The organism is Pseudomonas sp. KSR10 (genome assembly GCF_022355455.1).
Lineage (GTDB): Bacteria > Pseudomonadota > Gammaproteobacteria > Pseudomonadales > Pseudomonadaceae > Stutzerimonas > Stutzerimonas stutzeri_E.
Window position 1 is genome coordinate 227780 of the sequence record NZ_JAKOEN010000016.1, and the last position, 24435, is coordinate 252214.

The 24435-nt window shown below is 60.5% G+C and carries 24 protein-coding genes; 12 read left to right on the forward strand and 12 right to left on the reverse strand.

The window, feature by feature from the left end:
• Positions 1-120: 120 nt before the first annotated feature.
• The 7 genes from MCB86_RS08070 to MCB86_RS08100 all read right to left on the reverse strand — a co-directional run bounded on the left by MCB86_RS08070 (position 121) and on the right by MCB86_RS08100 (position 7224).
• Complete coding sequence (locus MCB86_RS08070; protein WP_239610538.1) at positions 121-1392, reverse strand: DUF3426 domain-containing protein; 1272 nt, start codon at positions 1390-1392, stop codon at positions 121-123.
• A gap of 116 nt (positions 1393-1508) precedes the next feature.
• Positions 1509-2390, reverse strand: coding sequence for a 50S ribosomal protein L11 methyltransferase (gene prmA / locus MCB86_RS08075; protein ID WP_239610539.1), 882 nt, complete (start codon positions 2388-2390; stop codon positions 1509-1511).
• A gap of 147 nt (positions 2391-2537) precedes the next feature.
• A complete protein-coding gene (gene accC, locus MCB86_RS08080; protein ID WP_045163440.1) occupies positions 2538-3887 on the reverse strand; it encodes an acetyl-CoA carboxylase biotin carboxylase subunit in 1350 nt (449 codons plus the stop codon).
• A gap of 17 nt (positions 3888-3904) precedes the next feature.
• Positions 3905-4366 (reverse strand): acetyl-CoA carboxylase biotin carboxyl carrier protein, encoded by a 462-nt coding sequence (gene accB / locus MCB86_RS08085; protein WP_045163439.1) that lies wholly within the window; start codon positions 4364-4366, stop codon positions 3905-3907.
• A gap of 79 nt (positions 4367-4445) precedes the next feature.
• Entirely contained in the window at positions 4446-4889 is a 444-nt protein-coding gene (aroQ, locus tag MCB86_RS08090) for a type II 3-dehydroquinate dehydratase (RefSeq protein ID WP_045163438.1), read from the reverse strand.
• A gap of 155 nt (positions 4890-5044) precedes the next feature.
• Positions 5045-6829 carry a protein-disulfide reductase DsbD gene (locus tag MCB86_RS08095; RefSeq protein ID WP_239610540.1) on the reverse strand — a complete coding sequence of 595 codons (1785 nt, stop codon included), beginning with the start codon at positions 6827-6829 and terminating at the stop codon, positions 5045-5047.
• 71 nt (positions 6830-6900) lie between these two features.
• Positions 6901-7224, reverse strand: a complete 324-nt coding sequence (locus MCB86_RS08100) for a Rieske (2Fe-2S) protein (RefSeq protein ID WP_239610541.1) — start codon at positions 7222-7224, stop codon at positions 6901-6903.
• Between the two features lie 185 nt (positions 7225-7409).
• On the opposite strand from MCB86_RS08100, the gene MCB86_RS08105 reads away from it, so the two are divergent.
• Genes MCB86_RS08105 through MCB86_RS08115 form a run of 3 tightly spaced genes read left to right on the forward strand, consistent with a single transcriptional unit; the run spans position 7410 to position 10055 of the window.
• The gene (locus tag MCB86_RS08105) at positions 7410-8393 is read left to right on the forward strand and encodes an iron chelate uptake ABC transporter family permease subunit (RefSeq protein ID WP_239610561.1); all 984 of its coding nucleotides are present in this window, start codon (positions 7410-7412) and stop codon (positions 8391-8393) included.
• The gene (locus MCB86_RS08110; protein ID WP_239610542.1) at positions 8393-9160 is read left to right on the forward strand and encodes a heme ABC transporter ATP-binding protein; all 768 of its coding nucleotides are present in this window, start codon (positions 8393-8395) and stop codon (positions 9158-9160) included. Before MCB86_RS08105 ends, MCB86_RS08110 begins: the two co-directional genes overlap by 1 nt.
• 10 nt (positions 9161-9170) lie before the next feature.
• Positions 9171-10055, forward strand: coding sequence for a ChaN family lipoprotein (locus tag MCB86_RS08115; protein ID WP_239610543.1), 885 nt, complete (start codon positions 9171-9173; stop codon positions 10053-10055).
• Positions 10056-10347: 292 nt separating this feature from the next.
• Here the strand turns inward: MCB86_RS08115 and MCB86_RS08120 are convergent, their stop codons facing one another.
• The 4 genes from MCB86_RS08120 to MCB86_RS08135 form a co-directional block, all read right to left on the reverse strand.
• Entirely contained in the window at positions 10348-11145 is a 798-nt protein-coding gene (locus MCB86_RS08120) for a cyclic nucleotide-binding domain-containing protein (protein ID WP_045163433.1), read from the reverse strand.
• A 105-nt stretch (positions 11146-11250) separates the two neighbouring features.
• On the reverse strand, positions 11251-11523 hold the full coding sequence (locus MCB86_RS08125; protein WP_045163432.1) for a TfoX/Sxy family protein: 273 nt from the start codon (positions 11521-11523) through the stop codon (positions 11251-11253).
• 8 nt (positions 11524-11531) lie between these two features.
• Positions 11532-12284, reverse strand: coding sequence for a class I SAM-dependent methyltransferase (locus tag MCB86_RS08130; RefSeq protein WP_239610544.1), 753 nt, complete (start codon positions 12282-12284; stop codon positions 11532-11534).
• A gap of 155 nt (positions 12285-12439) precedes the next feature.
• Positions 12440-14002 (reverse strand): bifunctional aminoglycoside phosphotransferase/ATP-binding protein, encoded by a 1563-nt coding sequence (locus tag MCB86_RS08135; protein ID WP_239610545.1) that lies wholly within the window; start codon positions 14000-14002, stop codon positions 12440-12442.
• Between the two features lie 154 nt (positions 14003-14156).
• Here MCB86_RS08135 and mrcB point away from each other — a divergent pair, with 154 nt between their 5' ends.
• The 3 genes from mrcB to MCB86_RS08150 are packed head-to-tail and all read left to right on the forward strand — an operon-like array spanning position 14157 to position 17553.
• Positions 14157-16469 (forward strand): penicillin-binding protein 1B, encoded by a 2313-nt coding sequence (gene mrcB, locus MCB86_RS08140; RefSeq protein ID WP_239610546.1) that lies wholly within the window; start codon positions 14157-14159, stop codon positions 16467-16469.
• 53 nt (positions 16470-16522) lie between these two features.
• Positions 16523-17221 carry a tetratricopeptide repeat protein gene (locus tag MCB86_RS08145; RefSeq protein WP_239610562.1) on the forward strand — a complete coding sequence of 233 codons (699 nt, stop codon included), beginning with the start codon at positions 16523-16525 and terminating at the stop codon, positions 17219-17221.
• The gene (locus MCB86_RS08150; RefSeq protein ID WP_045163427.1) at positions 17221-17553 is read left to right on the forward strand and encodes a YqcC family protein; all 333 of its coding nucleotides are present in this window, start codon (positions 17221-17223) and stop codon (positions 17551-17553) included. Before MCB86_RS08145 ends, MCB86_RS08150 begins: the two co-directional genes overlap by 1 nt.
• A gap of 38 nt (positions 17554-17591) precedes the next feature.
• Here MCB86_RS08150 and MCB86_RS08155 read toward each other — a convergent pair whose 3' ends face one another.
• Positions 17592-18032 carry a DUF4124 domain-containing protein gene (locus MCB86_RS08155; protein WP_045163426.1) on the reverse strand — a complete coding sequence of 147 codons (441 nt, stop codon included), beginning with the start codon at positions 18030-18032 and terminating at the stop codon, positions 17592-17594.
• Between the two features lie 401 nt (positions 18033-18433).
• Here MCB86_RS08155 and MCB86_RS08160 point away from each other — a divergent pair, with 401 nt between their 5' ends.
• The 6 genes from MCB86_RS08160 to msrQ all read left to right on the forward strand — a co-directional run bounded on the left by MCB86_RS08160 (position 18434) and on the right by msrQ (position 24387).
• Positions 18434-20158 carry an acetolactate synthase 3 large subunit gene (locus MCB86_RS08160; RefSeq protein WP_239610547.1) on the forward strand — a complete coding sequence of 575 codons (1725 nt, stop codon included), beginning with the start codon at positions 18434-18436 and terminating at the stop codon, positions 20156-20158.
• 2 nt (positions 20159-20160) lie between these two features.
• Positions 20161-20652, forward strand: a complete 492-nt coding sequence (gene ilvN, locus MCB86_RS08165) for an acetolactate synthase small subunit (RefSeq protein WP_045163424.1) — start codon at positions 20161-20163, stop codon at positions 20650-20652.
• Between the two features lie 45 nt (positions 20653-20697).
• Complete coding sequence (gene ilvC / locus MCB86_RS08170) at positions 20698-21714, forward strand: ketol-acid reductoisomerase (protein ID WP_239610548.1); 1017 nt, start codon at positions 20698-20700, stop codon at positions 21712-21714.
• 153 nt (positions 21715-21867) lie between these two features.
• On the forward strand, positions 21868-22701 hold the full coding sequence (gene pssA / locus MCB86_RS08175; RefSeq protein ID WP_239610549.1) for a CDP-diacylglycerol--serine O-phosphatidyltransferase: 834 nt from the start codon (positions 21868-21870) through the stop codon (positions 22699-22701).
• 58 nt (positions 22702-22759) lie between these two features.
• Positions 22760-23770 carry a protein-methionine-sulfoxide reductase catalytic subunit MsrP gene (msrP, locus tag MCB86_RS08180; RefSeq protein WP_239610550.1) on the forward strand — a complete coding sequence of 337 codons (1011 nt, stop codon included), beginning with the start codon at positions 22760-22762 and terminating at the stop codon, positions 23768-23770.
• Positions 23770-24387, forward strand: coding sequence for a protein-methionine-sulfoxide reductase heme-binding subunit MsrQ (gene msrQ / locus MCB86_RS08185; RefSeq protein WP_239610551.1), 618 nt, complete (start codon positions 23770-23772; stop codon positions 24385-24387). The genes msrP and msrQ overlap by 1 nt, the downstream gene beginning before the upstream one ends.
• Positions 24388-24435: the final 48 nt, after the last annotated feature.

Below are 24435 nucleotides of genomic sequence, written 5' to 3' on the forward strand. Positions count from 1 at the left end.
GACGGGTTAAAGGCTGTTCTGAACAAATTCTGAACAGCCTCTGGCATATAACCCGCCGTGATAGAGGCGCCGATGCGACCGGTGGCAGCGTGCGGCATGGCGTTTCGGAGGAAGGGATGGTTAGTCGGGCGAGCGGAAACTCAGGCTGTAATTTACCGCTTTGGTACCTGGATCGAGAATATCCAGCGCGATGTGGATGGGAATCTGCGAGGGCATTTCTCGCTGGCCGGCGAGCTCGCCGGAGAGGTACTCGCCGGGTTTGAAGGTGCGCTGTGCCAGCGTCTGCCCCTGGATATCGGCGAAGCGGACTTCCAGCAGCGGGAATGGTTGAGTGAAAGACGCGCGGTTGTAGATGATCGCATCGACAACCAGCGCTCCAGCGAAATCTGGATGGCTGCGCACCACCAGATTGCTGCTCTTTATCTGGCTGATATCGACCCTGGGCGGCAATTCACAACCCAATGCAGGGCAGAGGCGCTCGAGCCACGGGCGGTATTCGTTTTGCCGCGCTATCTCGTCGAAGTTGTAGGCCACGTACTGGCTCGCGAGCGCAAGCAGGGCGATCAGGTTCAAGAGCCCCCACCCCAGCCAGCGTCCCCAGGGATGCTTATGCTCTTCCCAGTCGAGCTGCAATGGCTCGTCGTCGAGTTCGAATAAAGGCTCTTCGCGCTCTTTACCTGACGAGTGTCTCGGTTCGGACTCGTGTTCAGCCTTGGCGTGGTTCGCAAACGTAGGGCTCAGTGTCTCCTCGTCGGGCTCGATTAGACCGTCGAGGACGGGCTCGACGCGTTCCTGTGAATCGAGTCGCTCGTTTAGCGGGCCGCGAGGGGCCGCGAGCGGGCTTGGCGGAGCAGGTCGCTCATCGCTAACGGGAGTGAACCGCAAATCCGCTGCATAAGAGCTCGGCTTGACGGAGGGCGGCTCCGTCTGCGTCCGGTGGTTCGCCGTCGGTGTGTCGGTTTCCGCGCTCAACAGCCGCTCAGCCCAGACCTCGTCGTCGTCGGCTGATGGGCCTTGGCGTCGCAGGTCGTTGCCGGTTTGCGGCTGAAGCTCGAGGAACTCGCGCGACAGCTCCAGCTCCTGCCGTTCGAGCTTTGCCAATTCCTCATCCAGATCCAGGCTGTCCAAGTCCAGATCATCGTGGATCCACAGCGTGCTCTCGTCTGCCGTGGAACTTGTCAGTGGCGTTTGGGCTCGCAGGGGCTGATGCTCAGCGACCGCTGAGCCTGAGTTCAGGTCACTGGCCGTATCGCCCCCCTGTAGATGGCGAGCAGCATTGAAGAGCTCCATGCATGCTCCGCAACGCACCACGCCACGGGCGGCGGCGAGCTGGGCGCGGCTGACGCGGAAGCTGGTGCGACAATGCGGGCACTGGGTGACGAAGCTGGTCATGCGTTGGTCCGGCGGAAATGCCGGTATTCTAGCGCATGCGCACCGATGAGCGGCAGTGGCGACACGCGTCGCACATCGAGGCATCGCGGTAATGCTAGCGCGATGCCTCCTTTGTCTCAGGGGCGGCGGATACCGGTGATGCGTACCCAGCCGTCCTTCTCCGCGGTTGGGTCGAGGTCGAACTGGTCCGAGTAGGCGGCACGGACTTCTTCGGCCTGTTCGGCCAGAATTCCGGACAAGGCCAGCCGGCCACCGGGTTTGACCCGCTCGATGATCCGTGGTGCCAGCGCCACCAGGGGGCCGGCGAGGATATTGGCGACAACCACGTCGGCCTGGCCCTCCGGTAACTGCTCGGGTAGATACAGTGGGAAGCGTGCCGGGTCGATAGCGTTGCGCCCGGCGTTGTCACGTGAAGCCTCGATGGCCTGTACGTCGATGTCGGTGCCCACCGCCTGCTTGGCGCCCAGCAGCAGAGCGGCGATGGCTAGAATCCCCGAACCACAACCGAAATCCAGGACCTGCGCGCCTTCAAGCGACTGTGCATCCAGCCACTCCAGGCAAAGCGCGGTGGTGGGGTGGGTGCCGGTGCCGAAGGCCAGCCCAGGGTCGAGCAGCAGATTCACCGCGTCCGGCTCGGGCGCGGCGTGCCAGCTGGGTACGATCCACAGCCGGCGGCCAAAACGCATCGGATGGAAGTTGTCCATCCAACTGCGCTCCCAGTCCTGGTCTTCGATGCGCTCCAGCTGGTGCGCGGGCAATTCGCCTTCGATCAATAGCTGAAGGTGGGCGAGTAGGTTGACTTCGTCGACATCGCCTTCAAGCAACGCCAGCAGGTGGGTATGCGACCACAACGGCGTGGTGCCGAGATCAGGCTCGAATATAGGCTGGTCTTCAGCATCCATGAAGGTGACCGAGACCGCGCCGACGCCCAACAGCGCGTCTTCGAGAGCTTGCGCCTGTTCCGGAGAGATGGCGAGACGAAGTTGTAACCAGGACATGAAAGACCTCATGGAGTAGCGACCGCCATTGCGCTGCGGTCCGAAAAAGTGGGCGAGCTTACTGCGTAGCTGCGCCGGCATCCAATATTGAGCGTGGCAGAAACGACAAGGGCTGCCATTGGCAGCCCTTGTCGACGCAGCACCGAATCAGTGCTTGTCCATTCCCAGCTTCTTTTCCAGGTAATGGATGTTCACGCCGCCCTTGCAGAAACCAGGGTCGCGAACCAGATCCCGGTGCAGCGGGATATTGGTCTTGATGCCATCGACCACAATTTCGTCCAAGGCGTTGCGCATTCTCGCCATGGCCTCGTCCCGCGTGGCCCCGTAGGTGATCAGCTTGCCGATCAGCGAGTCGTAGTTCGGTGGTACCGAATAGCCGCTGTACAGATGCGAGTCGACCCGTACGCCATTGCCGCCTGGTGCATGGAAATGCTTGACCTTACCCGGGCTGGGCAGGAAGTTCGACGGATCTTCGGCATTGATTCGGCATTCCAGCGAATGGCCGCGAATGACAACGTCTTCTTGGCGAATCGACAGTTTGTTGCCGGCGGCGATGCTGAGCATTTCCTTGACAATGTCCACTCCAGTGACCATTTCGGTTACCGGGTGTTCGACCTGCACGCGGGTGTTCATTTCGATGAAGTAAAACCGGCCATCTTCATAGAGGAACTCGAAGGTGCCGGCTCCACGGTAGCCGATTTCGACGCACGCATCGGTACACCGCTTGAGCACTTCCGCGCGTGCCTTTTCGTCGATGTAAGGGGCTGGCGCCTCTTCCAAGACCTTCTGATGGCGGCGCTGCAGCGAACAGTCCCGGTCGCCCAGATGAATGGCGTTACCCTGGCCATCGGAGAGTACCTGGACTTCCACGTGACGAGGATTGCCGAGGAACTTCTCCAGATAGACCATCGGGTTGCCGAATGCCGCGCCCGCTTCGGTGCGGGTCAGCTTCGCCGACTTGATCAGGTCTTCTTCTTCGTAGACAACGCGCATGCCGCGCCCACCGCCGCCTCCGGCTGCCTTGATGATGACCGGGTAACCCACTTCACGGGCAATCGCCAGTGCCTTTTGCTCGTCTTCTGGCAGTGGCCCGTCAGAGCCGGGCACCACGGGCACGCCAGCTTTGATCATGGCGTCCTTGGCTGACACCTTGTCACCCATCAGGCGAATGGTTTCGGCTCTCGGCCCGACGAAGGCAAAGCCAGAGTTTTCCACCTGCTCGGCGAAGTCGGCGTTCTCGGCGAGAAATCCATAGCCTGGATGAATCGCTGTCGCGCCGGTCACTTCCGCCGCGGCGATGATCGCTGGAATGTGCAGATAGGAGTTGGTCGCAATGGCCGGGCCGATGCAGACGGACTCATCCGCCAGGGCCAGGTGCATCAGCTCGCGATCGGCGGTGGAGTGCACCGCGACGGTCTTGATACCCAGCTCTTTGCAGGCTCGCAAAATCCGCAGGGCGATTTCACCGCGGTTGGCGATTAGTACTTTTTCCAACATCGCTGGCTCTCCGCGGTTCAAACGATGGTGAACAGCGGCTGGTCGTATTCGACCGGCTGACCATTCTCCACCAGGATGGATTCGATGGTGCCGCTGGTTTCGGCCTCGATGTGGTTCATCATCTTCATGGCTTCGACGATGCAGAGAATGTCGCCCTTCTTAACGCTCTGGCCGACTTCAACGAAGCTGGCCGACTCCGGCGAGGAGGCGCGGTAGAAGGTGCCGACCATCGGCGAGCGAACCACGGTGCCGTTGAGCTTAGGTTGCGCCGGCGCGGCGTCGGCGGCTGCGGGGGCAGCTGCCGGAGCAGCGGCAGCAGGAGCGGCCATCGGTGCTTGAGCGTAGTAGGGCTGCTGCATCGCCACTTGCTTGCTGTGGCGGCTGATGCGGACGGATTCCTCGCCCTCGTGAATTTCCAGCTCGTCGATCCCGGACTCCTCCAGCAGTTCGATCAGTTTCTTGACTTTGCGAATATCCATGAAGCGGTGACTCCCAAGTAAGTTCAAAGGGCATTGCTGCTCGCTCTTCGGGGCCGGGCGCGTGACGCGCGTGGTCCTGTCAGGAAGCAGCGAGTTGTTCCAGGGCGGCCTCCAATGCCAGGCGGTAGCCGCTGGCGCCAAGACCGCAGATCACTCCTACCGCGACGTCCGAGAAGTAGGAGTGATGGCGGAAAGGTTCACGCTTGTGCACGTTTGAGAGGTGCACTTCGATGAATGGGATGCTCACCGCCAGCAACGCGTCACGTAACGCAACGCTGGTATGCGTAAAAGCGGCGGGATTGATCAGAATGAAATCCACGCCTTCGCTGCGGGCGGCATGGATACGTTCGATAAGCTCGTACTCGGCATTGGATTGAAGGTGCAACAGGTGATGCCCCGCATCGCGGGCCCGCTGTTCCAGATCCTGGTTGATCTGCGCCAGCGTGACTGCACCATAGACGCCGGGTTCGCGGGTGCCGAGCATATTCAGATTCGGGCCGTGGAGGACCAGAAGCGTCGCCATGAGTATTCCTTGTTGTTCTGTCCGATCAGCGTCCTCGACGGCCGCAGATGGGGGAAGGGAAAAACTATGCACGAAGCGAGGGCTGACTGTCCAGTCATGTCTCGATCGGCGTAAATGCCGTCATTATGACTGGAGATTGCCGCAATGATCCTTTGTCAGAGCGACGCCTCGGCGCGGTTGAGTCGTTCAGCGAACTGACTCGCGTCGATTTCGCCGACGACCCTTATGTCGGCCAGTTCCTGCCCGCTTCGACCAAAGAACAGAATCGCAGGAGGGCCGAAAAGAGTGTAGCGGTCGAGCAGCGCGCGCTGTTCCGGATTGCTGTCGGTGATATCGAAGCGAATCAGGCGGTAGTTCGCCAGGCGGGGAGCGATCTGCGGATCGGCGAATACCTCACGCTCGATCACTTTGCAGCTGATACACCAATCGGCATACCAGTCGAGCATCAAGGGTTGCCCTGCTACACGAGCCGCGGCGAGTTGGGCGTCGAGCTCAGCAGGTGTGGAGACCGTGTGCCAGCCTTCGGTTGCACGGGTCATGCTGCCATCGGCCATTGATGGCATGCGTGGCAGCGGCCGCAGCGGATCGGAGCCTCCTTGCAACGCGCCGATCCAGGCGGCCAGCGCATAGACCAGCAAGGCCAGGCCAAGCAACTGAGCAAGTTTTTGCCGCGGCGCCTTCTGGGTGAACTCCAGCGTGCCGAGAAACAATGCCGTACCGGCGGCCAGCAAGCCCCACAGTGCAAGGGCCGCAGAGCCAGGCAGGACGCGCTCGAGCATCCACACTGCAACCACCAGCAGCAAGACGCCGAAGACGTTGCGCACGGTAACCATCCAGGGACCGCTCTTGGGCAGTAAAGCGCCACCGCCGACCGCGAACAGGATCAGGGGCGTGCCCATGCCGAGGCCGAGCGCGAACAGCTTCAGGCCGCCGCCCAGGGCGTCGCCGCTAGCGCTGATGTACAACAGTGCCCCCGCCAGAGGCGCCGAGACGCATGGCGAGACAAGCAGGCTGGACACGGTGCCCAGTAGCGCCGCGCCCATGAAGGAGCCGCCCTTGGCGCTGCTGGCAATGCGCTCCAGGCGCGAGCTCATGACCTGGGGCAGACGAAATTCGAACAGACCGAACATTGCCAAGGCAAAAGCGACGAAGAACAGTGCGAAGGGCACCAGAATCCAGGGAGATTGCAGCCGTGCCTGCAGATTCAGCTCCGCTCCGAACACGCCCATCAGCGCGCCCAGCAGGGCGAAGCCGGCGGCCATGGGCAGCACGTAGGCGAGTGACAGGAAGAAACTACGGGTACCGCCGATCTGCCCGCGAAGGACCACCCCAGAGAGGATTGGCAACATCGGCAGCACACAAGGCGTGAAAGTCAGACCCAGACCGGCGAGGAAGAACAATGCCACCGAGCGCCAGGACAACGGGGCGCTGCCATCAGCCTCCCCATTGAGGGCGGGAGGTGCGGAAGCGGTAGGCGTTGAGGTGCCGCCAACCGTCAGTGACTCCGTTTCCGGCGGATAACACAGGCCTTTGTCGGCGCACCCCTGGTAGGTGATCTGCAGCGTAAAAGGGTGGCTCCCGGAGTTCTGCACCGGGAGTTCGACGTCGAGCACGCCGTAATAGACCTCGACCTCGCCGAAGTAGTCGTCGGTCTTCTGCTTGCCGGCCGGTAGTTTCGCCTCTCCAATGGTTATGCTGGGGTCATTGGCTTTGAATTGAAATCGGTGCCGGTAGAGGTAATAGCCCTCCGCGGCGACGAATCGGAGCTTGACCTGCTCGGGCGTCGCGTCCACTAGGCTCAGGCGAAAGGCCTCGCGGACCGGAAGAAAATCCGCGCTGTTGTTCAGTCCGCCCAGAATGGAGCTGGGGCGGCTATCGAACAGGCCTGCAGCGGCAGGAAGGGCGAACAACAGGGTCAGCAGACTCAGCAAACGGCGCATGGTCATCTCACAGGGTGCAGTGGCGCCATGATACCCAACGCGGCGGATCGTCGCTCGGGCGCAACGTCGCACTAGTGCTCGTTTTGCAACCAGATAATGCCGTCGCGTTCAACGCTTGTCAGAGCGCGCAGGGCTTGCCCGGCGCAGGGGCCGGCCACACATTCGCCGCTATCGATGAGAAACAGCGCGCCATGAGTGGCGCACTGGATCAGGCTGCCACTGCTGTCCAGAAATTGACCTGGAAGCCATTCCAGCGGTATGCCGCGGTGTGGGCAACGATTCTCGTAGAGATGCAAGACTCCATCCTTGCGCACGGCGAGCAGGCGCTGGCCCTGTATTTCGAAGCCCTTACTCTGACCTTCTTTAATGTCGCCCGTGGCGCACAATCGAATCATATTCCCCCCCTTGAACGCTCGGATTATCGCCCAGGCGACCCTGTTTAGCGTAGAGCTGGGGCCGATTAGAGCTGGCGGACTGATTGGCTGGCTTTTATCCTTCGCGTCGAACCTCGACTGGCGGCATTTCGATGAGCCCAGTGCTATCTGCACGCTCCCTTTTTCTTTCGCTGGGCCTGTTATGGCTGATTGCGTTCTGGCTGGCACTGGCGCTGGGGCCGGTCAGTCTGTCATTCGGCGAGACGTTGAACGCCATGCTTTGCCTGCTTGGCGTTCCGTTGGGCGGCGAAGACATCGGCCAAGCCGAACTCATCCTGGGGCAGATACGCTTACCGCGTGCGTTGCTAGGAGTGAGCGTGGGTGCAGTGCTGGCTCTGTCCGGGGCCGCCATGCAGGGCTTGTTTCGCAATCCGCTGGCGGATCCTGGCTTGATCGGCGTATCCAGCGGCGCCGCGCTGGGCGCGGCGGTGACAATTGTTGGCAGCGAACTGATGGGCGGCGTCCCCTCATCGCTTGAGCCTTATCTGTTGTCGCTGAGCGCATTCGTCGGCGGTCTCGGCGTTACCGCTCTGGTCTATCGCCTCGGCCGACGCGATGGCCGCACCCATGTGGCCACGATGCTGCTCGCCGGTATCGCGCTGACAGCCTTGGCGGGCGCCGCGATCGGACTCTTTACCTATATCGCCGACGACAGCACGCTGCGCACCCTGACGTTCTGGAATCTCGGCAGCCTCAATGGCGCCAGCTATGCGCGGCTCTGGCCGCTGCTGCTGGTGACCTTAATGGTCAGTTTCTGGTTGCCGCGCCGCGCTCGCGCGCTGAATGCGCTACTGCTCGGCGAGTCGGAAGCACGGCACCTGGGGTTCGATGTCGAACGGCTCAAGCGTGAGCTGGTGTTCTGCACTGCGCTGGGGGTGGGGGTGGCGGTGGCGGCGGCCGGCATGATCGGTTTCGTAGGATTGGTGGTCCCGCATCTGGTGCGGCTGCTGGTCGGGCCCGATCATCGCCTGCTGCTCCCTGCCTCGGCCTTGGCCGGAGGAAGCCTGTTGTTGCTGGCCGATTTGCTGGCGCGGCTCATGCTGGCACCTGCGGAATTGCCTATCGGAATCGTCACTGCGCTGCTGGGCGCGCCTTTCTTTCTTTACCTGCTGCAGCGAGGGCGCCGGTGATGTTGCGAGCCCAAGGGATTACGGTGCGCCGTGGTGCTAAGACAGTGCTCGCCGAGATCGATTTGCAGCTGGCGCCTGGCGAGGTGTTGGGGGTGCTGGGCCCCAACGGGGCGGGCAAGAGCACTTTGCTAGGAGCACTGAGTGGCGAGCTGCCGGTCAGCGCTGGAGCGGTGTTGCTACATCAGAAGCCGTTGCACAACTGGAGCGGCCCTGAGCGCGCGCGTTGCCTAGCGGTGCTGCCACAGCATTCAACGCTGAGTTTTGGTTTCCGAGTCGATGAAGTGGTAAGCCTGGGCCGCCTTCCTCACGCCAGCGGTCATGTGCACGACACGGCGATCGTCACGGCTGCGCTGCAGGCTGCCGATGTAGCGCATTTGGCCCCGCGCAGCTATTTAGCCCTGTCTGGAGGCGAGCAGCAGCGCGTGCATCTGGCTCGGGTTCTTGCGCAGCTGTGGCCGGGCAGCACAGGGCAAGTACTATTGCTCGACGAGCCCACGGCGATGCTCGACCCGTTGCATCAGCACGGTATCTTGCAAGCGGTTCGGCTGTTCGCGGGGCAGGGCGGCGCGGTGCTAGTGATCCTTCATGATCTGAATCTTGCGGCACGCTATTGTGATCGTCTGTTGTTGCTCTCCGATGGACGCGCCCGCCTGACCGGCACGCCAGCACAGGTGTTACGCGCCGAGCCGCTGAAGTCCGTGTTCGGTCTCGACGTGCTGATCCAGCAGCACCCTGATCGGGGCCATCCGCTGGTCATTGCCCGCTGAGGAACTGCTGATGCGATGTCTGCTATTTATCACTGCGGTCCTGCTCGCTGCCTGTCAAGCGGTGCCCCCCGTGCCGCCATGGCAGAGCCCAGAGGGTCTGAAACATCCTGATCTAGGGCAGATCATCGACCTCCGTCACGGTACGAGGATTTCGGTTCGACAGCTGATCCAGGAACTGGCCGGCGCGGATCGCGTACTGGTGGGTGAGCGCCATGACAATCCCGACCATCATGCCCTGCAGCTCTGGCTTCTAGAGGCGCTGGCCCAGCGACGAGAGCAGGGCAGCTTGCTCCTCGAGATGCTCGACCCCGTTCAGCAGCAAAAGGTGGCCAGCGTGCAGGCGTCGATCGATCGGGGGCAATGGCCGTCGGATCTGCCGGCTACGCTTGACTGGCAACAAGGGTGGGATTGGAAGCTGTACGGGCCGCTGGTCGAGTATGCGCTAGCACAACCCTATCCAGTGCTTGCGGCGAATCTGGATCGCGCCGAGATCAGCGACATTTACCGTCGCGCACCGACAGTGACCGGTGCCGCGGCGACTGAACATGTACGCAAAGAGTTGTTGACGCAAATTCGGATTTCCCACTGCGACCTACTGCCCGAAGCACAACTGCCAGCAATGCTTGCCGTGCAACAGCAACGTGACCGGCGAATGGCCGAGCGGCTGGATGCAGCGCCGAAGCCGGCGATACTAATGGCTGGTGCTTTTCACGTGCGGCGTGACTTGGGGATCCCCCTGTATCTGGCAGATCAGGGCGATATCCGCAGTACCCGTGTGTTGATCCTTGCGGAAGTGGGCGAGGATCTACAGGCAGAGCAGGCCGATTTCGTCTGGTTTACTCCAGCTCAGCCGCAGCAAGATTATTGTGCCGGGCTCCGCGGAACGGCTGAATGACGGTCAAGCGGCGCCTATATCGAATCGTGCGGAGCAGCTGTGCTCGATCATCCTGCGCTTTCGCAAGATCTGATCCGCCAGGCTTTATGCGAGACAAAAAAAAGACCCGGCAAGAGCCGGGTCAAAACCGTGATTAGCCTGATGAGGAGATAACCTGAAAGTCCAACTGCCTGGCCTTCCAGCTTACCGGCTGATCTTGCGACCAGTGGTGCTAATAATAACAATTCTCATTCAGTCGTCAATAGCTGATGCGAAATAAATTCGCATCGCTCAGTGCTGACCCTTTCGTGGGTTATGCAGTGAGCGGCAAGCGCAGCTGGGTGACTTCCTTGTTGAGCAAGTCGATACGCCGGGCCATGCTTTCTATCAGGCTGTGAGCAATTTTCGGATTGCTCTGCATCAGGCTGAGGAACTGGTCCTTGGGAATCAGCATGACGGTGCAGGCCGAGGTAGCAACAACGGTGGCGCTGCGCTTTTCCTGGGTGAATACCGCCATGGCGCCGAAAATTTCATCGCGCTGGACGTCGCCGACTTTCTGTCCGTCGACAATCGCTTCGGCATGCCCTTCGATGATGATGAAGACGTTGTCCGCGTCATCGCCTTGGCGAATCAGTTCTTCGCCAGCGGCGAAATGCTGGAATCCGGTGGTGGGGTGGATTTCGGGTTGTTTGAGTCGCGCCAGCGCATCGGATAACAGCGCCGTCTGGCCAATGAGGTACTGGGTAAAGAGCTCCTGACGGCGTTGATCGGCATGGATATGTTGAAATACAGCGCTGCGAGAATAGGGAATCAGGCGAATCGATTCGTCGCTGCGATAGCGGCATACCGGCAGTTCGATACCCTGGCGCAGCCCGAGAAGATCCCCTTCCTGCATGTAGAACAGTGGTTTTTCATCCACAAGCGCATGTAGAAGTCCGCTTTCGATGATGAAAAGTTGCTGCTCGGGTAGCGCGGCTGTCAGATCATCGGAGCCTTTGACCTCGATAGGCGGAGCAGAAGGTGTCAGGCCTTCTAGCAGTTGCGCGGGGATCCCCTGCAGACGGTTGATCAGCTGATCGGCGTAAGCCGGTTGTTCCCCGAGTAGATACATGACGGCAGTCCTTGGACAAGCGGGCTCACAAAGGTAGAGCGATGCGCGTGCTCACAATAAGATCGCAGCAGCCTAGAGTAAATCATGCCGCGCAGAGGTTGTGAGCTAGCTCTTGTCTCGGTGATCGCAACTTGCCAGGTGCTGGTTTAGCTCGCTCTTCAGTGCATCTGGCAGTTCCTTCCAGTTGATGTCCCGCAGTGCACCTTCAATGGCATAAAGCAGCACGCGCGATGCGCTGAACCCTCGCGACTTGACCGCCTGGTAAGCGCTGACCGCGCCGAGTCGGCGCAGGTCCTCGGCCGTGTGGATGCCGGAGGCGTGCAGCCATTGTGCGGATGTCTTGCCGAGATTTCTCAGGGTCAGCAACTCGTCGTGCATGCTCGCTCCTATCGGCCCGGATAGCCGGCGAGAAAATGAAGCGGCCAGCGAATCCTGCGTTGCCGCTCCGGGTCGCCCCATCGCTGCGCAAGGTCGGGTTCCAACTGAGCCACCGGATCCATGTCGTAGGCTTGCTGCCATTGTTTGACGGCCGACCAGGTGCGCAGATAGCCAAGCAACTGGGGCAGGTTCCAATGGACTTCGATGGCGAATTCCGGGGGCTCGATCGTTTCGAACGGAGCCCGGATGTCCTGATAGCCCGCATCGACGCTTTCACGGCCTCGTGGCCAGTAACCCTGTAACGTTTCGCCATGCAGGCGACTGATGACCTCGTCCAGTGCGGGATCGATGCGAAGTAGGCTGTAGCACCACGCGCAGAACAGGCCGTTCGAGTCGAGCACTCGCTTCGCCTCGGCAAAAAATGCAGGGGTTGCAAACCAGTGCAGCGCTTGTGCGACGACCATCAGATCGACTCGTCCATCGCACAGCGGCAGCCGCTCGGCCTGGGCGGCGAAGCGCTGCACCGATTGCCAGTCGGCGCTGCCGCTCAGTTGATCGGGGCTGGCATCGCAGCTAAGAACACGGTCGAAATGCCCTAACAGAGGGAGCGTCGCCTGACCGCTACCCGCGGCCACGTCGAGAGCACAGCGTGTGCGCGGGCACTGCTCGGCGAGCCAACTGAACAGGCTCTCCGGATAAGACGGGCGGAATTGAGCGTAATCGACGGATCGAATCGAGAAAAGCCGGACGCTGTCACTCATGGTGGCGGTCCGGCAAAACAGGCGGCAGAACGCGATGCGGCATGGTCGACTTCCATAGACAGACCTGTCGAAGTATAGAACCACCGCCGGGTTCTGCCCTCGGCGGTGCTTGGACACTGCTGGTTACGTCCGACGCGATTGCGTCAACCCAAGCGCTAGAGCCCTGGCAGCCGTTGGCGAATCGCACTGACCAGCGCGTCGAGACTGCCGGCCTCGGGCGTATCGATTTGTCGGTTGAGCAGTTGCTCGCTTTCGCTCAGCGGGTCTCGCGATGCCTGCTGCGCCTTGATCACAGCCATGGTCGCATCGGAGGGATCGCCGCCTTGGGCTTGCCGTTGGGCGAGCCATTGTTCGATAACCGCATTCGGCGCCTCGCAGGTCAGAATCATGAAAGGCACGCCGGTCGATTCAGCGACCTGCCAGGCCGCCTGGCGATATTGTTGCTTGAGGTAGGTCGCATCGATGACCACCGAAAAGCCTGCGTTGAGGGCCGTCTCGGCCAGCATATGCAGGCGATGATAGGTAGCGTCGCCAGCTTCCGTGCTGTAAATACCAGCATCCAGTTCGGCTGCGAGGGCTTCTGGTTGCTCGCCATGCAATCGCTTGCGTTCGACATCCGAGCGTAACCTGATCGCCCTCAGCGCCTCGACCAGGCGCAGCGCGACCTGGCTCTTGCCTACTGCCGACACGCCGTGAGTGATGGCGAGGAAGCGAGACGGAATGGCGCTATAGCTCTCTGCCAGATTGGCGTAGCCACGGTACTGACGCAGGATCACTCGGCGCTGTACCGCATCTTCTTCCTGATGCAGTCGGAACAGGTTGACCTTTGCGCGGACCAGTGCCCGATAGGCTTTGTAGAGGTTGAGCAATTCGAGCGCGGCGTAATCACCGGTACGTTCCAGCCAACCGTTAATGAAGCGTCGCGCCTGGCATTTCAGTCCGCGGTCCTCCAGGTCCATCGCCAGGAAGGCCGCGTCGGAGGCGATGTCGATCAGGCGGAAGGGCTCGTTGAACTCAATGCAATCGAACAACACCACCCGATCATTGATGAGGGTGGCGTTGCCCAGATGCAGGTCACCGTGGCATTCGCGGATAAAGCCCTGCTGGGTGCGCTGTGCCAGCAGTGGCTGCAAACGGGCGATACTCGTTTCGGTCCAGTCGAACAGCGCGTCGAGCTGTTGCAGATCGGATTGCTCGGTCAGCAACGGACGGATCTGCTCGAAGTTCTGCCGCATTGGCGCCACGATCGCCTCGGCACTGTTCAGAGGGTGCTCGGCCGGCACCTGCGGAATGCTCAGGTGGAACTGGGCGATTTGTTCGGCGAGAGCGTCGATATGCGCGTCGGTCAGTTCGCCCCGAGCCTGCACTTCGGCCATCAACTGTGTCTGTGGGAATTCCCGCATTTGCAGGAGGTACTCGATCGGCTCGCCGTCCCCGTCGATCACCGGGGCGTCGATGCTGCCGGTAATGGGCAGGACACGCAGATACAAGTCCGGTGCCATGCGTTGGTTCAGGCGCAGTTCTTCTTCGCAGAAATGCTTGCGATCCGCCAGGTTGGTGAAGTTGAGAAAGCCGAAATCCACCGGCTTTTTCATCTTATAGGCATAGGCTCCGGTGAGGATGACCCAGGAGATGTGGGTTTCGATGATCCTGAAACCGTCGACCGGGTGGGGATAGAGGGCCGGATTTTGCAACGCGGCGATCAATGCTTGGCTCACGGTCATTCCTTGCAGATTGTTGGGCGGGGCGTGTGAGCAATCGCGACGCGGATCACACACTCGGAAAACGGTCCATTATGTCTTTACGCGCGGTGCCTGCAAACCGCCAAGAGGCCGTCTGCCGAGTAAATCAAAGTGCGTATAATGCGCCGCCATGACTAAAGCACGCTCCTCTCGTTCCCGTTCCAAACGCCGTTCCGGTGGCGCCCGTCCCTGGCTGGGCTGGATGATCAAGCTCTCCATCGTGGGCCTGGTGGTATTAGCCGGCGTGGCCGTATACCTCGATGCCGTGGTGCAGGAGAAGTTTTCCGGCAAGCGCTGGACCATTCCCGCTACGGTTTATGCAAGGCCTCTCGAGCTCTTCGTTGGGCAGAAGCTCGCCAAGGAAGATTTCCTGACCGAACTCGACGCGTTGGGGTATCGCCGCGAAAAGGCTGTTAATGGTCCTGGAAGCATGTCGGTGGCCGCCAACGCGGTGGAAATGCATACCCGCGGATTCCGGTTTTACGAAGGGGCCGAAGAGTCACAGCGTATTCGGGTGCGTTTTTCCGGCGACTTCGTGGCCGGACTAACACGCAGCGACGGGGGAGCGCTTCCGGTGGCGCGGCTTGAGCCCGTCACCATCGGCGGGCTGTATCCTGCGCACAACGAGGACCGAATTCTCATCAGGCTCGACCAGGCACCGCCTTACCTTGCTGAAACGCTGGTTGCCGTCGAGGATAGAGAATTTTTTGATCACTTCGGCGTGTCGCCTAAGTCCATCGCACGGGCTGTCTGGGTCAATCTCACTGCCGGCGAAGTGCGCCAGGGTGGCAGTACGCTGACCCAGCAGTTGGTCAAAAATTTCTATTTGACCAACGAGCGCAGCCTCAGCCGCAAAGCCACCGAGGCGATGATGGCAGTGCTACTGGAGCTGCATTACGACAAGAATGAGATTCTCGAGGCCTACCTCAATGAGGTGTTTCTCGGTCAGGACGGCCGACGGTCCATTCATGGGTTTGGATTGGCCAGCCAGTATTTCTTCGGTCGTCCGCTCGCCGAATTGAAAGTGCAGCACATCGCGCTGCTGGTCGGCATGGTGAAGGGGCCGACCTACTACAACCCGCGACGTCATCCGGAGCGAGCCTTAGAGCGTCGAAATCTTGTGCTCGACCTATTGGAAGAACAGCAGGTTTTGACGCCAGAAGAAGCTGCAGCGGCTCGGCAGACGCCACTTGGCGTCACGCAGCGGGGTAGCCTTGCCGACAGCTCCTATCCGGCGTTCCTCGATCTGGTCAAACGCCAGCTGCGCGAGGATTACCGCGACGAGGATTTGACCGAGGAAGGATTGAGGGTGTTCACCAGCTTCGATCCGATCCTCCAGCGCAAGGCCGAGCAGGCCATGACGGAAACATTGAAGCGTCTTGGCAAAGCGGCAGAGGGCGTCGAAGGAGCGATGCTGGTGACCAATCCGGAAACCGGAGAACTTCAGGCGATGCTGGGCAGTCGTCAGCCGGGCTTCGCCGGGTTCAATCGGGCGCTGGATGCGTCGCGACCCATCGGATCGCTAATCAAACCGGCTATCTATCTCGCGGCGCTGGAAAAGCCTAGTCAGTACACCCTGACCACTCTGTTGGATGACGAACCGTTCTCGGTCAAGGGCGCCGACGGCCAAGTCTGGAAGCCTCAGAATTATGGGCGCACCGCTCACGGCACGGTTTATCTCTACCAGGCGCTGGCCAACTCCTACAATCTGTCCACCGCGCGCTTGGGGCTCGATCTCGGAGTCCCTCATGTGTTGAAAACACTTGAGCGATTGGGCGCTTCGCCGCAGTGGCCGGCTTATCCGTCGATGCTGCTGGGGGCCGGTGGTCTGCGACCGATCGAGGTCGCCGGCATGTACCAGACGCTCGCCAATGGCGGCTTCAATACGCCGCTGCGCGGTATTCGCAGCGTTGTGGCGGCTGACGGTGAGCCGCTCAGTCGCTATCCGTTCAAGATCGAGCAGCGTTTCGATGCCGGTGCGATCTATCTGACACAATACGCCATGCGGCGCGTCATGCTCGAAGGCACGGGGCGCTCGGCCTACAATTACGTGCCGAAGTCGTTGGCGCTGGCAGGTAAGACGGGTACCACCAACGACTCACGTGATAGCTGGTTTGCCGGGTTCAGTCAGGACCTTTTGGCAGTGGTTTGGCTAGGTCGTGATGATAACGGCAAGACTTCGCTGACCGGCGCAACCGGGGCATTGCAGATCTGGGCGGATTTCATGCGTCGGGCTGATCCATTACCGCTGCAGATGCCGTTGCCCGAGAACGTCGAGCTGGCTTGGGTGGATGCGCAAACCGGGCAGGGTACGTTGGAAAATTGCCCTGACGCCGTACAGATTCCCTATATCCGCGGCAGCGAGCCCGCGCCGGGGCCTGGTTGCGGTATTCGAGCCCCAGCTGAATCGGTCATGGATTGGGTTCGCGGTTGGTTGCCCTGAGTGGTCCCAGGTTAATGGAATTTCAAGAGGTTCGAGTATTGAGCAAGCAATGGATGATGGTTGTGGCGGTCGCGGTACTGGTGCAGGGGTGCGCGACGGTTAAGCGAGGGGCGATACCCGTCGTCGATTCGGGTGCGCCGGTGTCGGAGGAGGTCTCGGCACGGCAGCCTTATCGCACTCCTGGTCCGTCTGTTTCCGCAGCGCAACCTACGCAAGATTCAAGCGTCATGGTCATGGTGCCGCAGCAGAATTCGGAGCCGTTGCAGGTCTTCGCGGCGCCGGATGCTGCATTCTCCAGAAGCACGGATCCGGTACCTGGTGCGCCTGGTCAGTGGACCGCGCCGCAACCGGCCCCGACACCTGCACCAAGCCAGTCCATGCCCAGCGGCATCCCCTCGAATAGCGGAACGCTGTCGGCTGACGAACGGCTTGATGGGCCGGTATTGGCATTGCTTACAACGGCTCAGCAGCAACAAGGCGGGGGTGACCTGAACGGTGCCGCCTCCAGTCTTGAGCGCGCTCAGCGGATTGCTCCGCGGGAGCCTCAGGTGCTTTATCGTCTGGCTCAGGTACGCCTGGCCCAAGGCGACGCCGTGCAAGCCGAACAGCTTTCTCGACGGGGACTGAGCTATGCCAGCGGCCGGCCCGCGTTGCAGGCGAGTCTATGGGAGCTAATCGCCCAGGCCCGTGAGCGCCAGGGTAATACAGCGGGTGCCGCGCAGGCCCGCGAGCGCGCCAAGGTGGCGATGTGATGGATCGCCGCGTTGCCGAGCTGGCTGATCAGTTGCTGCTCATCGAACGTGAGTTGCGCGTGCATGACTTATGGGCCTCGTCGCCGCCGGATGCCCAGGCGCTCGCCAGCCAGGAGCCGTTCTGCGTCGATACCTTGTCGTTCGAGCAGTGGTTGCAGTGGATTTTTCTGCCCAGGATGAAGGTGATCCTGGAACGCGATGAGGGGCTACCGACCGTTTCGGGGATTCTGGCGATGGCTGAGGTGGTCTATCGGGGCCGGTCGCAGCAAATGGCCGGCCTGCTGCAGGCGCTGGAAACCTTCGATTTGCTGATCAGTCGCGGCGATAAATGACGAACACCAGCCGAAGAGCTGGCGTTCGATCCGTTGCCTTAATTGCAGGTCTCGGTGATCTTTTGCCGGGTCTCGCTGATGCGCGCCTGACGTTCCTCTTCATTTAGCCGGCGCACTTCACCTTTCTCTTCGACGCGTACACGCGGATTGTTCTGCAATTGCGCTAGATTGGTCCGCAACGTTGTGCAGTAGCGCTGCCGCTCCGCTTCCTGTTCGGCTACCTGCTGCTTCACCTGACGATCGATCTTGCGCTGTTCCGATTCGCCCGCCGGCTCGGATTCTACAGGCGCAGCGGCCTCTGCCGCGGCAGGTCTGGGGGGCGGTGTCGCTGTGTTGAGTGTTTCGGCGGATTGGCCCTGCGGTGGCTGCGCGCCGAAATGGGTGACGCCTTGAGCATCCACCCACTTGTAAACCTGGCCAGCCATGACACTGCTGCTCAATGCAAGCAGCAGGCCGCCCGCGAGAATCGTCAAACGCATGCTAATCCCTTCTGTGGATGCAGAACCAAGCCGCTACTATACGCAAAACCCGAGCGACTCCATTCTGCGCTGGATCACAGCTGAAACAGCCCGAAGACCAACAGTGGGCTTGACTTGGCTGAGCCTAATCCGAACAATTCCATGCTTGCTGTTCTGATCGACCGGTTAAACGGGTCGTTCAGTCAATCATGAGGTGCACACCCGCGCCGACTTGTAACACCCGCAACGCGTTACCTCGCGCTGGGAGGAGCGCCCCGCAACACTTTGGGGTTCTCCTAATACTTGCTAGTCAGCAGCTGACGTAGTCGGCGACCACCGTCGCTCATGCGCTGTCTCGCAGTAAACCTATTTCTGGCCGGTCCGACGCGGGGCGGCTATCTGGCGTTCTAGAGGTGAACAACGTGGAACTTTTATCCGGCGCTGAAATGGTCGTCCGCTTCTTGCGTGACGAAGGCGTTAAGTACATCTACGGTTATCCGGGCGGCGCCTTGCTGCACATCTACGATGCGCTGTTCAAGGAAAAGGAAGTCACGCACATCCTCGTTCGCCATGAACAAGCCGCTACTCACATGGCAGACGGCTATGCGCGCGCGACCGGCAAGGCGGGCGTCGTCCTGGTGACCTCCGGCCCAGGCGCTACCAATGCCATCACCGGCATCGCTACTGCCTATATGGATTCGATTCCAATGGTGGTGATCTCGGGGCAGGTCGCCAGCAACATGGTCGGCACCGATGCGTTCCAGGAAACCGACATGATCGGTATTTCCCGGCCAATCGTTAAACACAGCTTCATGATCAAGCATCCTTCGGAAATTCCCGAGGTGATGAAGAAAGCGTTCTATCTCGCTCAGTCTGGACGTCCCGGCCCGGTTGTCGTGGACATTCCGAAGGACATGACCAACCCCGCCGAGAAGTTCGAGTACGTCTATCCGAAAAAGGCCAAGCTGCGCTCCTACAGCCCGGCGGTACGCGGCCACTCCGGGCAGATTCGCAAGGCGGCGGAACTGCTGCTCTCCGCCAAACGGCCGATCATCTACGCTGGCGGTGGCGTGATCATGGGCGGGGCATCATCACAGCTCACCGAGCTGGCGAAGATGCTCAATCTGCCGGTAACCAATACTCTGATGGGCCTGGGCTGCTATCCGGGTAGCGATCGTCAGTTCGTCGGCATGCTCGGCATGCATGGTAGCTACACCGCGAACCTTGCGATGCATCATTCCGATGTGATTTTGGCGGTCGGCGCGCGCTTCGATGATCGCGTGATCAACGGCGCGACCAAGTTCTGCCCGAATGCCAAAATCATCCATATCGATATCGATCCGGCCTCCATCTCCAAGACCATCAAGGCCGACATCCCGATCGTCGGCCCGGTGGACAGCGTGCTTACCGAAATGGTCGCCATCGTCAAGGAAATCGGCCAGACGCCAAACGCCGATACCGTTGCCAGCTGGTGGAAGCAGATCGAGGAGTGGCGCGGCAACCGCGGCCTGTTCCCCTATGACAAGGGCGACGGCACCATCATCAAGCCGCAAGCGGTCATCGAAACCCTGTGCGAGGTGACCCGCGGCGAGGCCTATGTCGCCTCCGATGTCGGCCAGCACCAGATGTTCGCGTCCCAATACTACCGGTTCGACAAGCCCAACCGCTGGCTCAACTCGGGTGGTCTCGGCACCATGGGCTTCGGCTTCCCTGCCGCCATGGGGGCCAAGCTCAACTTCCCCGAAGCCGACGTCGCCTGCGTGACCGGCGAGGGCAGCATCCAGATGAACATCCAGGAGCTGTCGACCTGCCTGCAATACGACCTGCCGGTGAAGATCGTCAATCTCAACAACGGTGCGCTGGGCATGGTTCGCCAATGGCAAGATATGCAGTACAACAGCCGCTACTCGCACTCCTACATGGAATCCCTGCCGGACTTCGTCAAACTGGTCGAGGCCTATGGGCACGTGGGGATGCGCATTACCGACCTCAAAGATCTCAAGCCGAAGATGGAAGAGGCCTTCGCCATGAAGGACCGCCTGGTCTTCCTCGATATCGCCGTCGACACCAGTGAGCATGTGTACCCGATGCAAATCAAAGACGGCGCGATGCGCGACATGTGGCTCAGCAAGACGGAGCGGACCTGATCATGAGACACATCATTTCCCTGCTGATGGAAAACGAACCGGGTGCATTGTCCCGTGTGGTTGGACTGTTCTCGCAGCGCAACTACAACATCGAAAGCCTGACCGTCGCGCCGACCGAAGACCCAACCCTTTCGCGCTTGACGCTGACCACCGCTGGTCACGAGGAGGTGATCGAGCAGATCACCAAGAACCTCAACAAGCTGATCGAGGTGGTCAAGTTGGTGGATCTGTCGGAAAGCGCTCACATCGAGCGTGAGCTGATGCTGATCAAAGTGAAGGCCACCGGCGCGCAACGCGCTGAGGTCAAGCGCACCACGGACATCTTCCGCGGCCAGATCGTCGATGTGACGGCCAATGTGTACACCATCCAGCTGGCCGGTACGACCGACAAGCTGGACAGTTTCATCCAGGCGGTCGGTACCGCGTCGATCCTGGAAGTCGTGCGCAGCGGTGTTACCGGGATTTCCCGTGGCGACAAAGTGCTGAGCATCTAACCAATTTAATGAATGGCCCGACCGGCCAGTAACAGGGGTAATTCCATGAAAGTTTTCTACGATAAAGATTGCGACCTCTCCATCATCCAGGGCAAGAAGGTTGCGATCATCGGTTACGGCTCCCAGGGTCATGCGCATGCCTGCAACCTGAAGGATTCAGGTGTTGATGTCACTGTAGGTCTACGTGCGGGCTCGCCATCGGTTGCCAAGGCCGAAGCTCACGGTCTGAAGGTCGACAATGTTGCAGCTGCTGTTGCAGCTGCCGATGTGGTGATGATCCTTACCCCGGACGAGTTCCAGGGCCGCCTGTACCGTGACGAGATCGAGCCGAACCTGAAGAAGGGCGCTACCCTGGCCTTCGCTCACGGCTTCTCGATCCATTACAACCAGGTCGTGCCGCGTGCTGACCTCGACGTGATCATGATCGCGCCGAAGGCTCCAGGCCACACCGTGCGTTCCGAGTTCGTCAAGGGCGGCGGCATCCCCGATCTGATCGCCATCTACCAGGATGCCTCCGGTAATGCCAAGAACGTTGCGCTGTCCTACGCCTCAGGTGTTGGCGGTGGCCGTACCGGCATCATCGAGACGACCTTCAAGGACGAAACCGAAACCGACCTGTTCGGCGAGCAAGCCGTTCTCTGCGGTGGTTGCGTCGAGCTGGTCAAGGCCGGCTTCGAAACACTGGTCGAAGCGGGCTACGCGCCGGAAATGGCCTATTTCGAGTGCTTGCACGAGCTGAAGCTGATCGTCGACCTGATGTTCGAAGGTGGCATCGCCAACATGAATTATTCGATCTCCAACAACGCCGAGTATGGTGAGTACGTGACCGGCCCGGAGGTCATTAACGCCGAATCCCGTGCCTCGATGCGCAACGCACTTAAGCGCATTCAGGACGGTGAATACGCCAAGATGTTCATCACCGAAGGCGCTGCCAACTATCCGTCGATGACTGCCTACCGCCGCAACAATGCCGCTCACGGCATCGAAGTGGTTGGTGAGAAGCTGCGTTCCATGATGCCGTGGATCGCTGCCAACAAGATCGTGGACAAGAGCAAGAACTGATAGCGATCCTGCTTGAAAAAAGAACGCGGCCTCGGCCGCGTTTTTTCATTGGATCTGCTGGCTTCTGGTATAAAACCGCTGCCGGCGCCTGGCTGAACCCGCAGTGCCGGGGTCTGTCGAAATCATTCACACCTGCTGTAAGGTAAAAACTACATGAGTGAGCATCCCGAAGAGCCGAACAAGCCAGTCGAGCCGGAGAGCTTGCTGCCGATCGACGAGCATGTCGAAGAAATCCAGGATTCCGAAGGGCGCAAAGTGCGTCATCGCGGCATTTACTTGCTCCCCAACCTGTTCACCACGGCCAACCTCTTCGCCGGTTTCTTCTGCATTATCACGGCGATCAACGGCAACTTTTATGTCGCTGCCGCCACGGTATTCGTGGCGATGGTGCTCGATAGTCTGGATGGCCGGGTGGCGCGCTTGACCAACACCCAGAGTGCTTTCGGTGCCGAATACGATTCGCTGTCGGACATGGTCGCCTTCGGTCTCGCACCCGCCGTACTGGCTTATGAATGGGCGTTGTCGGGATTGGGCAATGTCGGGCTTACCGTCGCGTTCATTTATGTGGCATGCGCGGCGCTGCGTCTTGCACGGTTCAACACGCAGATCGGGAAAGTCGACAAGCGCTGGTTCATCGGCCTGGCCAGCCCGGCGGCCGCCGGTGTAGTTGCCGGCTCGGTGTGGGCGGTGTGGGCGCTGGACGAGCCGGGCATCCGCGGCGCGGATCTGCCGATCGCCGTGGTGATGCTGTTTGCTCTGTTGGTCGCCCTGGCCGGCCTGTTGATGGTCAGCAACATCAAGTACTACAGCTTCAAGGACCTGGATCTCAAAGGGCGGGTGCCCTTCGTGGCGATCCTGGTGGTGGTCCTGGTCTTCGCCGTAGTGTTCAGCGATCCGCCGCGTATCCTGCTATTGATCTTCCTTGCCTATGCCGCTTCCGGGCCTGTGCAATTCCTGATGCGTCGTCGCAAACGCGTCGAGAGTTGATTTCCAGAGTGATCCGCTGTCTATTGAATGGCCCAGGCCTAAGGCAGCGGAGCACATCATGCTTATCAAGATCCCTCGTCGCAGCGATTGCCATGAATCCGAGGTGACCCCCGAAGCGCTTTATCTGAATCGCCGGCAGGTCATGCAAGGGGCTGCGCTGTCTGTCGCCTGCGCGGGCTTGCCGCTGATGGCCTGCGCGCAGGAAGGGCGGTACGAAGGTGTCGACGCGGACGATGCGCCTGCTTGGTTCGATGCCAAGCGCGGTGAGGCGCGTTGGGAAGCCGTTGTCGCCAAAGGCGAGGCCATCACGCCCTATCGCGATGCGACGCACTACAACAACTTCTATGAATTCGGCCCGGACAAGGGCGATCCCGCAGCTCATGCGCCCAAGCTCGTCACTGAGCCCTGGACGGTCATGGTCGATGGTGAAGTAGCGAACCCGGGGGCCTACTCCGTCGAAGACCTGTTTGCGGCGCCCCGGCTCGAGGAGCGTATCTATCGCTTGCGTTGCGTCGAGGCGTGGTCGATGGTCATCCCGTGGCTGGGCTTTCCGCTAGCTGAACTGGTCCGCCGCCTCGAGCCCACCTCCAACGCTAAGTTCGTGCGTTTCGAGACCCTGGCCAGGCCCGAGCAAATGCCAGGAATGCGTACGGGTTTTTCGCTGATCGACTGGCCCTACGTCGAGGGGTTGAGGATGGACGAAGCGATGCATCCGCTGAGTTTGATGGTGGTCGGCATGTATGGTCGCGTACTGCCCAACCAGAATGGCGCGCCCCTGCGCCTGATTGTTCCATGGAAGTATGGTTTCAAGAGCATCAAGTCCATTGTGCGCATCAGCTTCGTTCGGGAGCAGCCGGCAACCACTTGGCAGACAATGGCGCCTCAGGAATATGGCTTCTATGCCAACGTAAATCCCGACGTCTCCCATCCTCGATGGTCTCAGGCGAGGGAGCGACGACTGCCCGGTAGTTTGTTCAGTCCCAACGTCAGGGCAACGCTTGCATTCAATGGATATGCCGATGAAGTTTCGAGCCTGTACGCCGGAATGGATCTGAGCAAGGACTATTGATGCGCTGCCCATGGTGGCGGCTGCTGTTGTTCCTGGCCGCGGCGAGCGTGCCTTGCTATTGGGTGTACTTGGGGGCTATCGCGGCACTGGGGCCCGACCCTGGCAAGGTGCTGGTGGACAACTTGGGGCAAGGCGCTCTGGTGATGCTGCTGTGCTCGCTCGCAATGACGCCGTTGCAGCGACTCACAGGCTGGTCCGGATGGATCGCATTCCGTCGCCAGCTGGGGCTGTGGTCGTTTGCCTATGCAGTACTGCACGTCTCGGCCTATCTGTATTTTTTGCTGGGGCTCGACTTCACCGGCTTCACGGCTGAACTCGTCGAGCGGCCCTATATCGCCGTGGGCGCGATTGCGCTGCTGGGGTTGTCGGCACTCGCCGCTACGTCCAACCGTGGGAGCATGCGCAAGCTCGGCAAGCGCTGGAAGAAACTGCATCGGATCGTTTATCCGATTGTCCTGATTGTGCTGCTGCACATGTTATGGGTCGTGCGAGCTGACGCTGGGCGCTGGGCGCTTTACGCCACGGTTGCTGCTGTTCTGCTGCTGGCACGGTTGCCATCGGTAGAAAGAAAGCTCGCTGGCCGCGGCAGGGCGAAGCGAGTGCGATCTATTGATTGAAACAAAACTGAAAACAACCGTTGACGTGGTTTTGTGAGTGCCTATAAT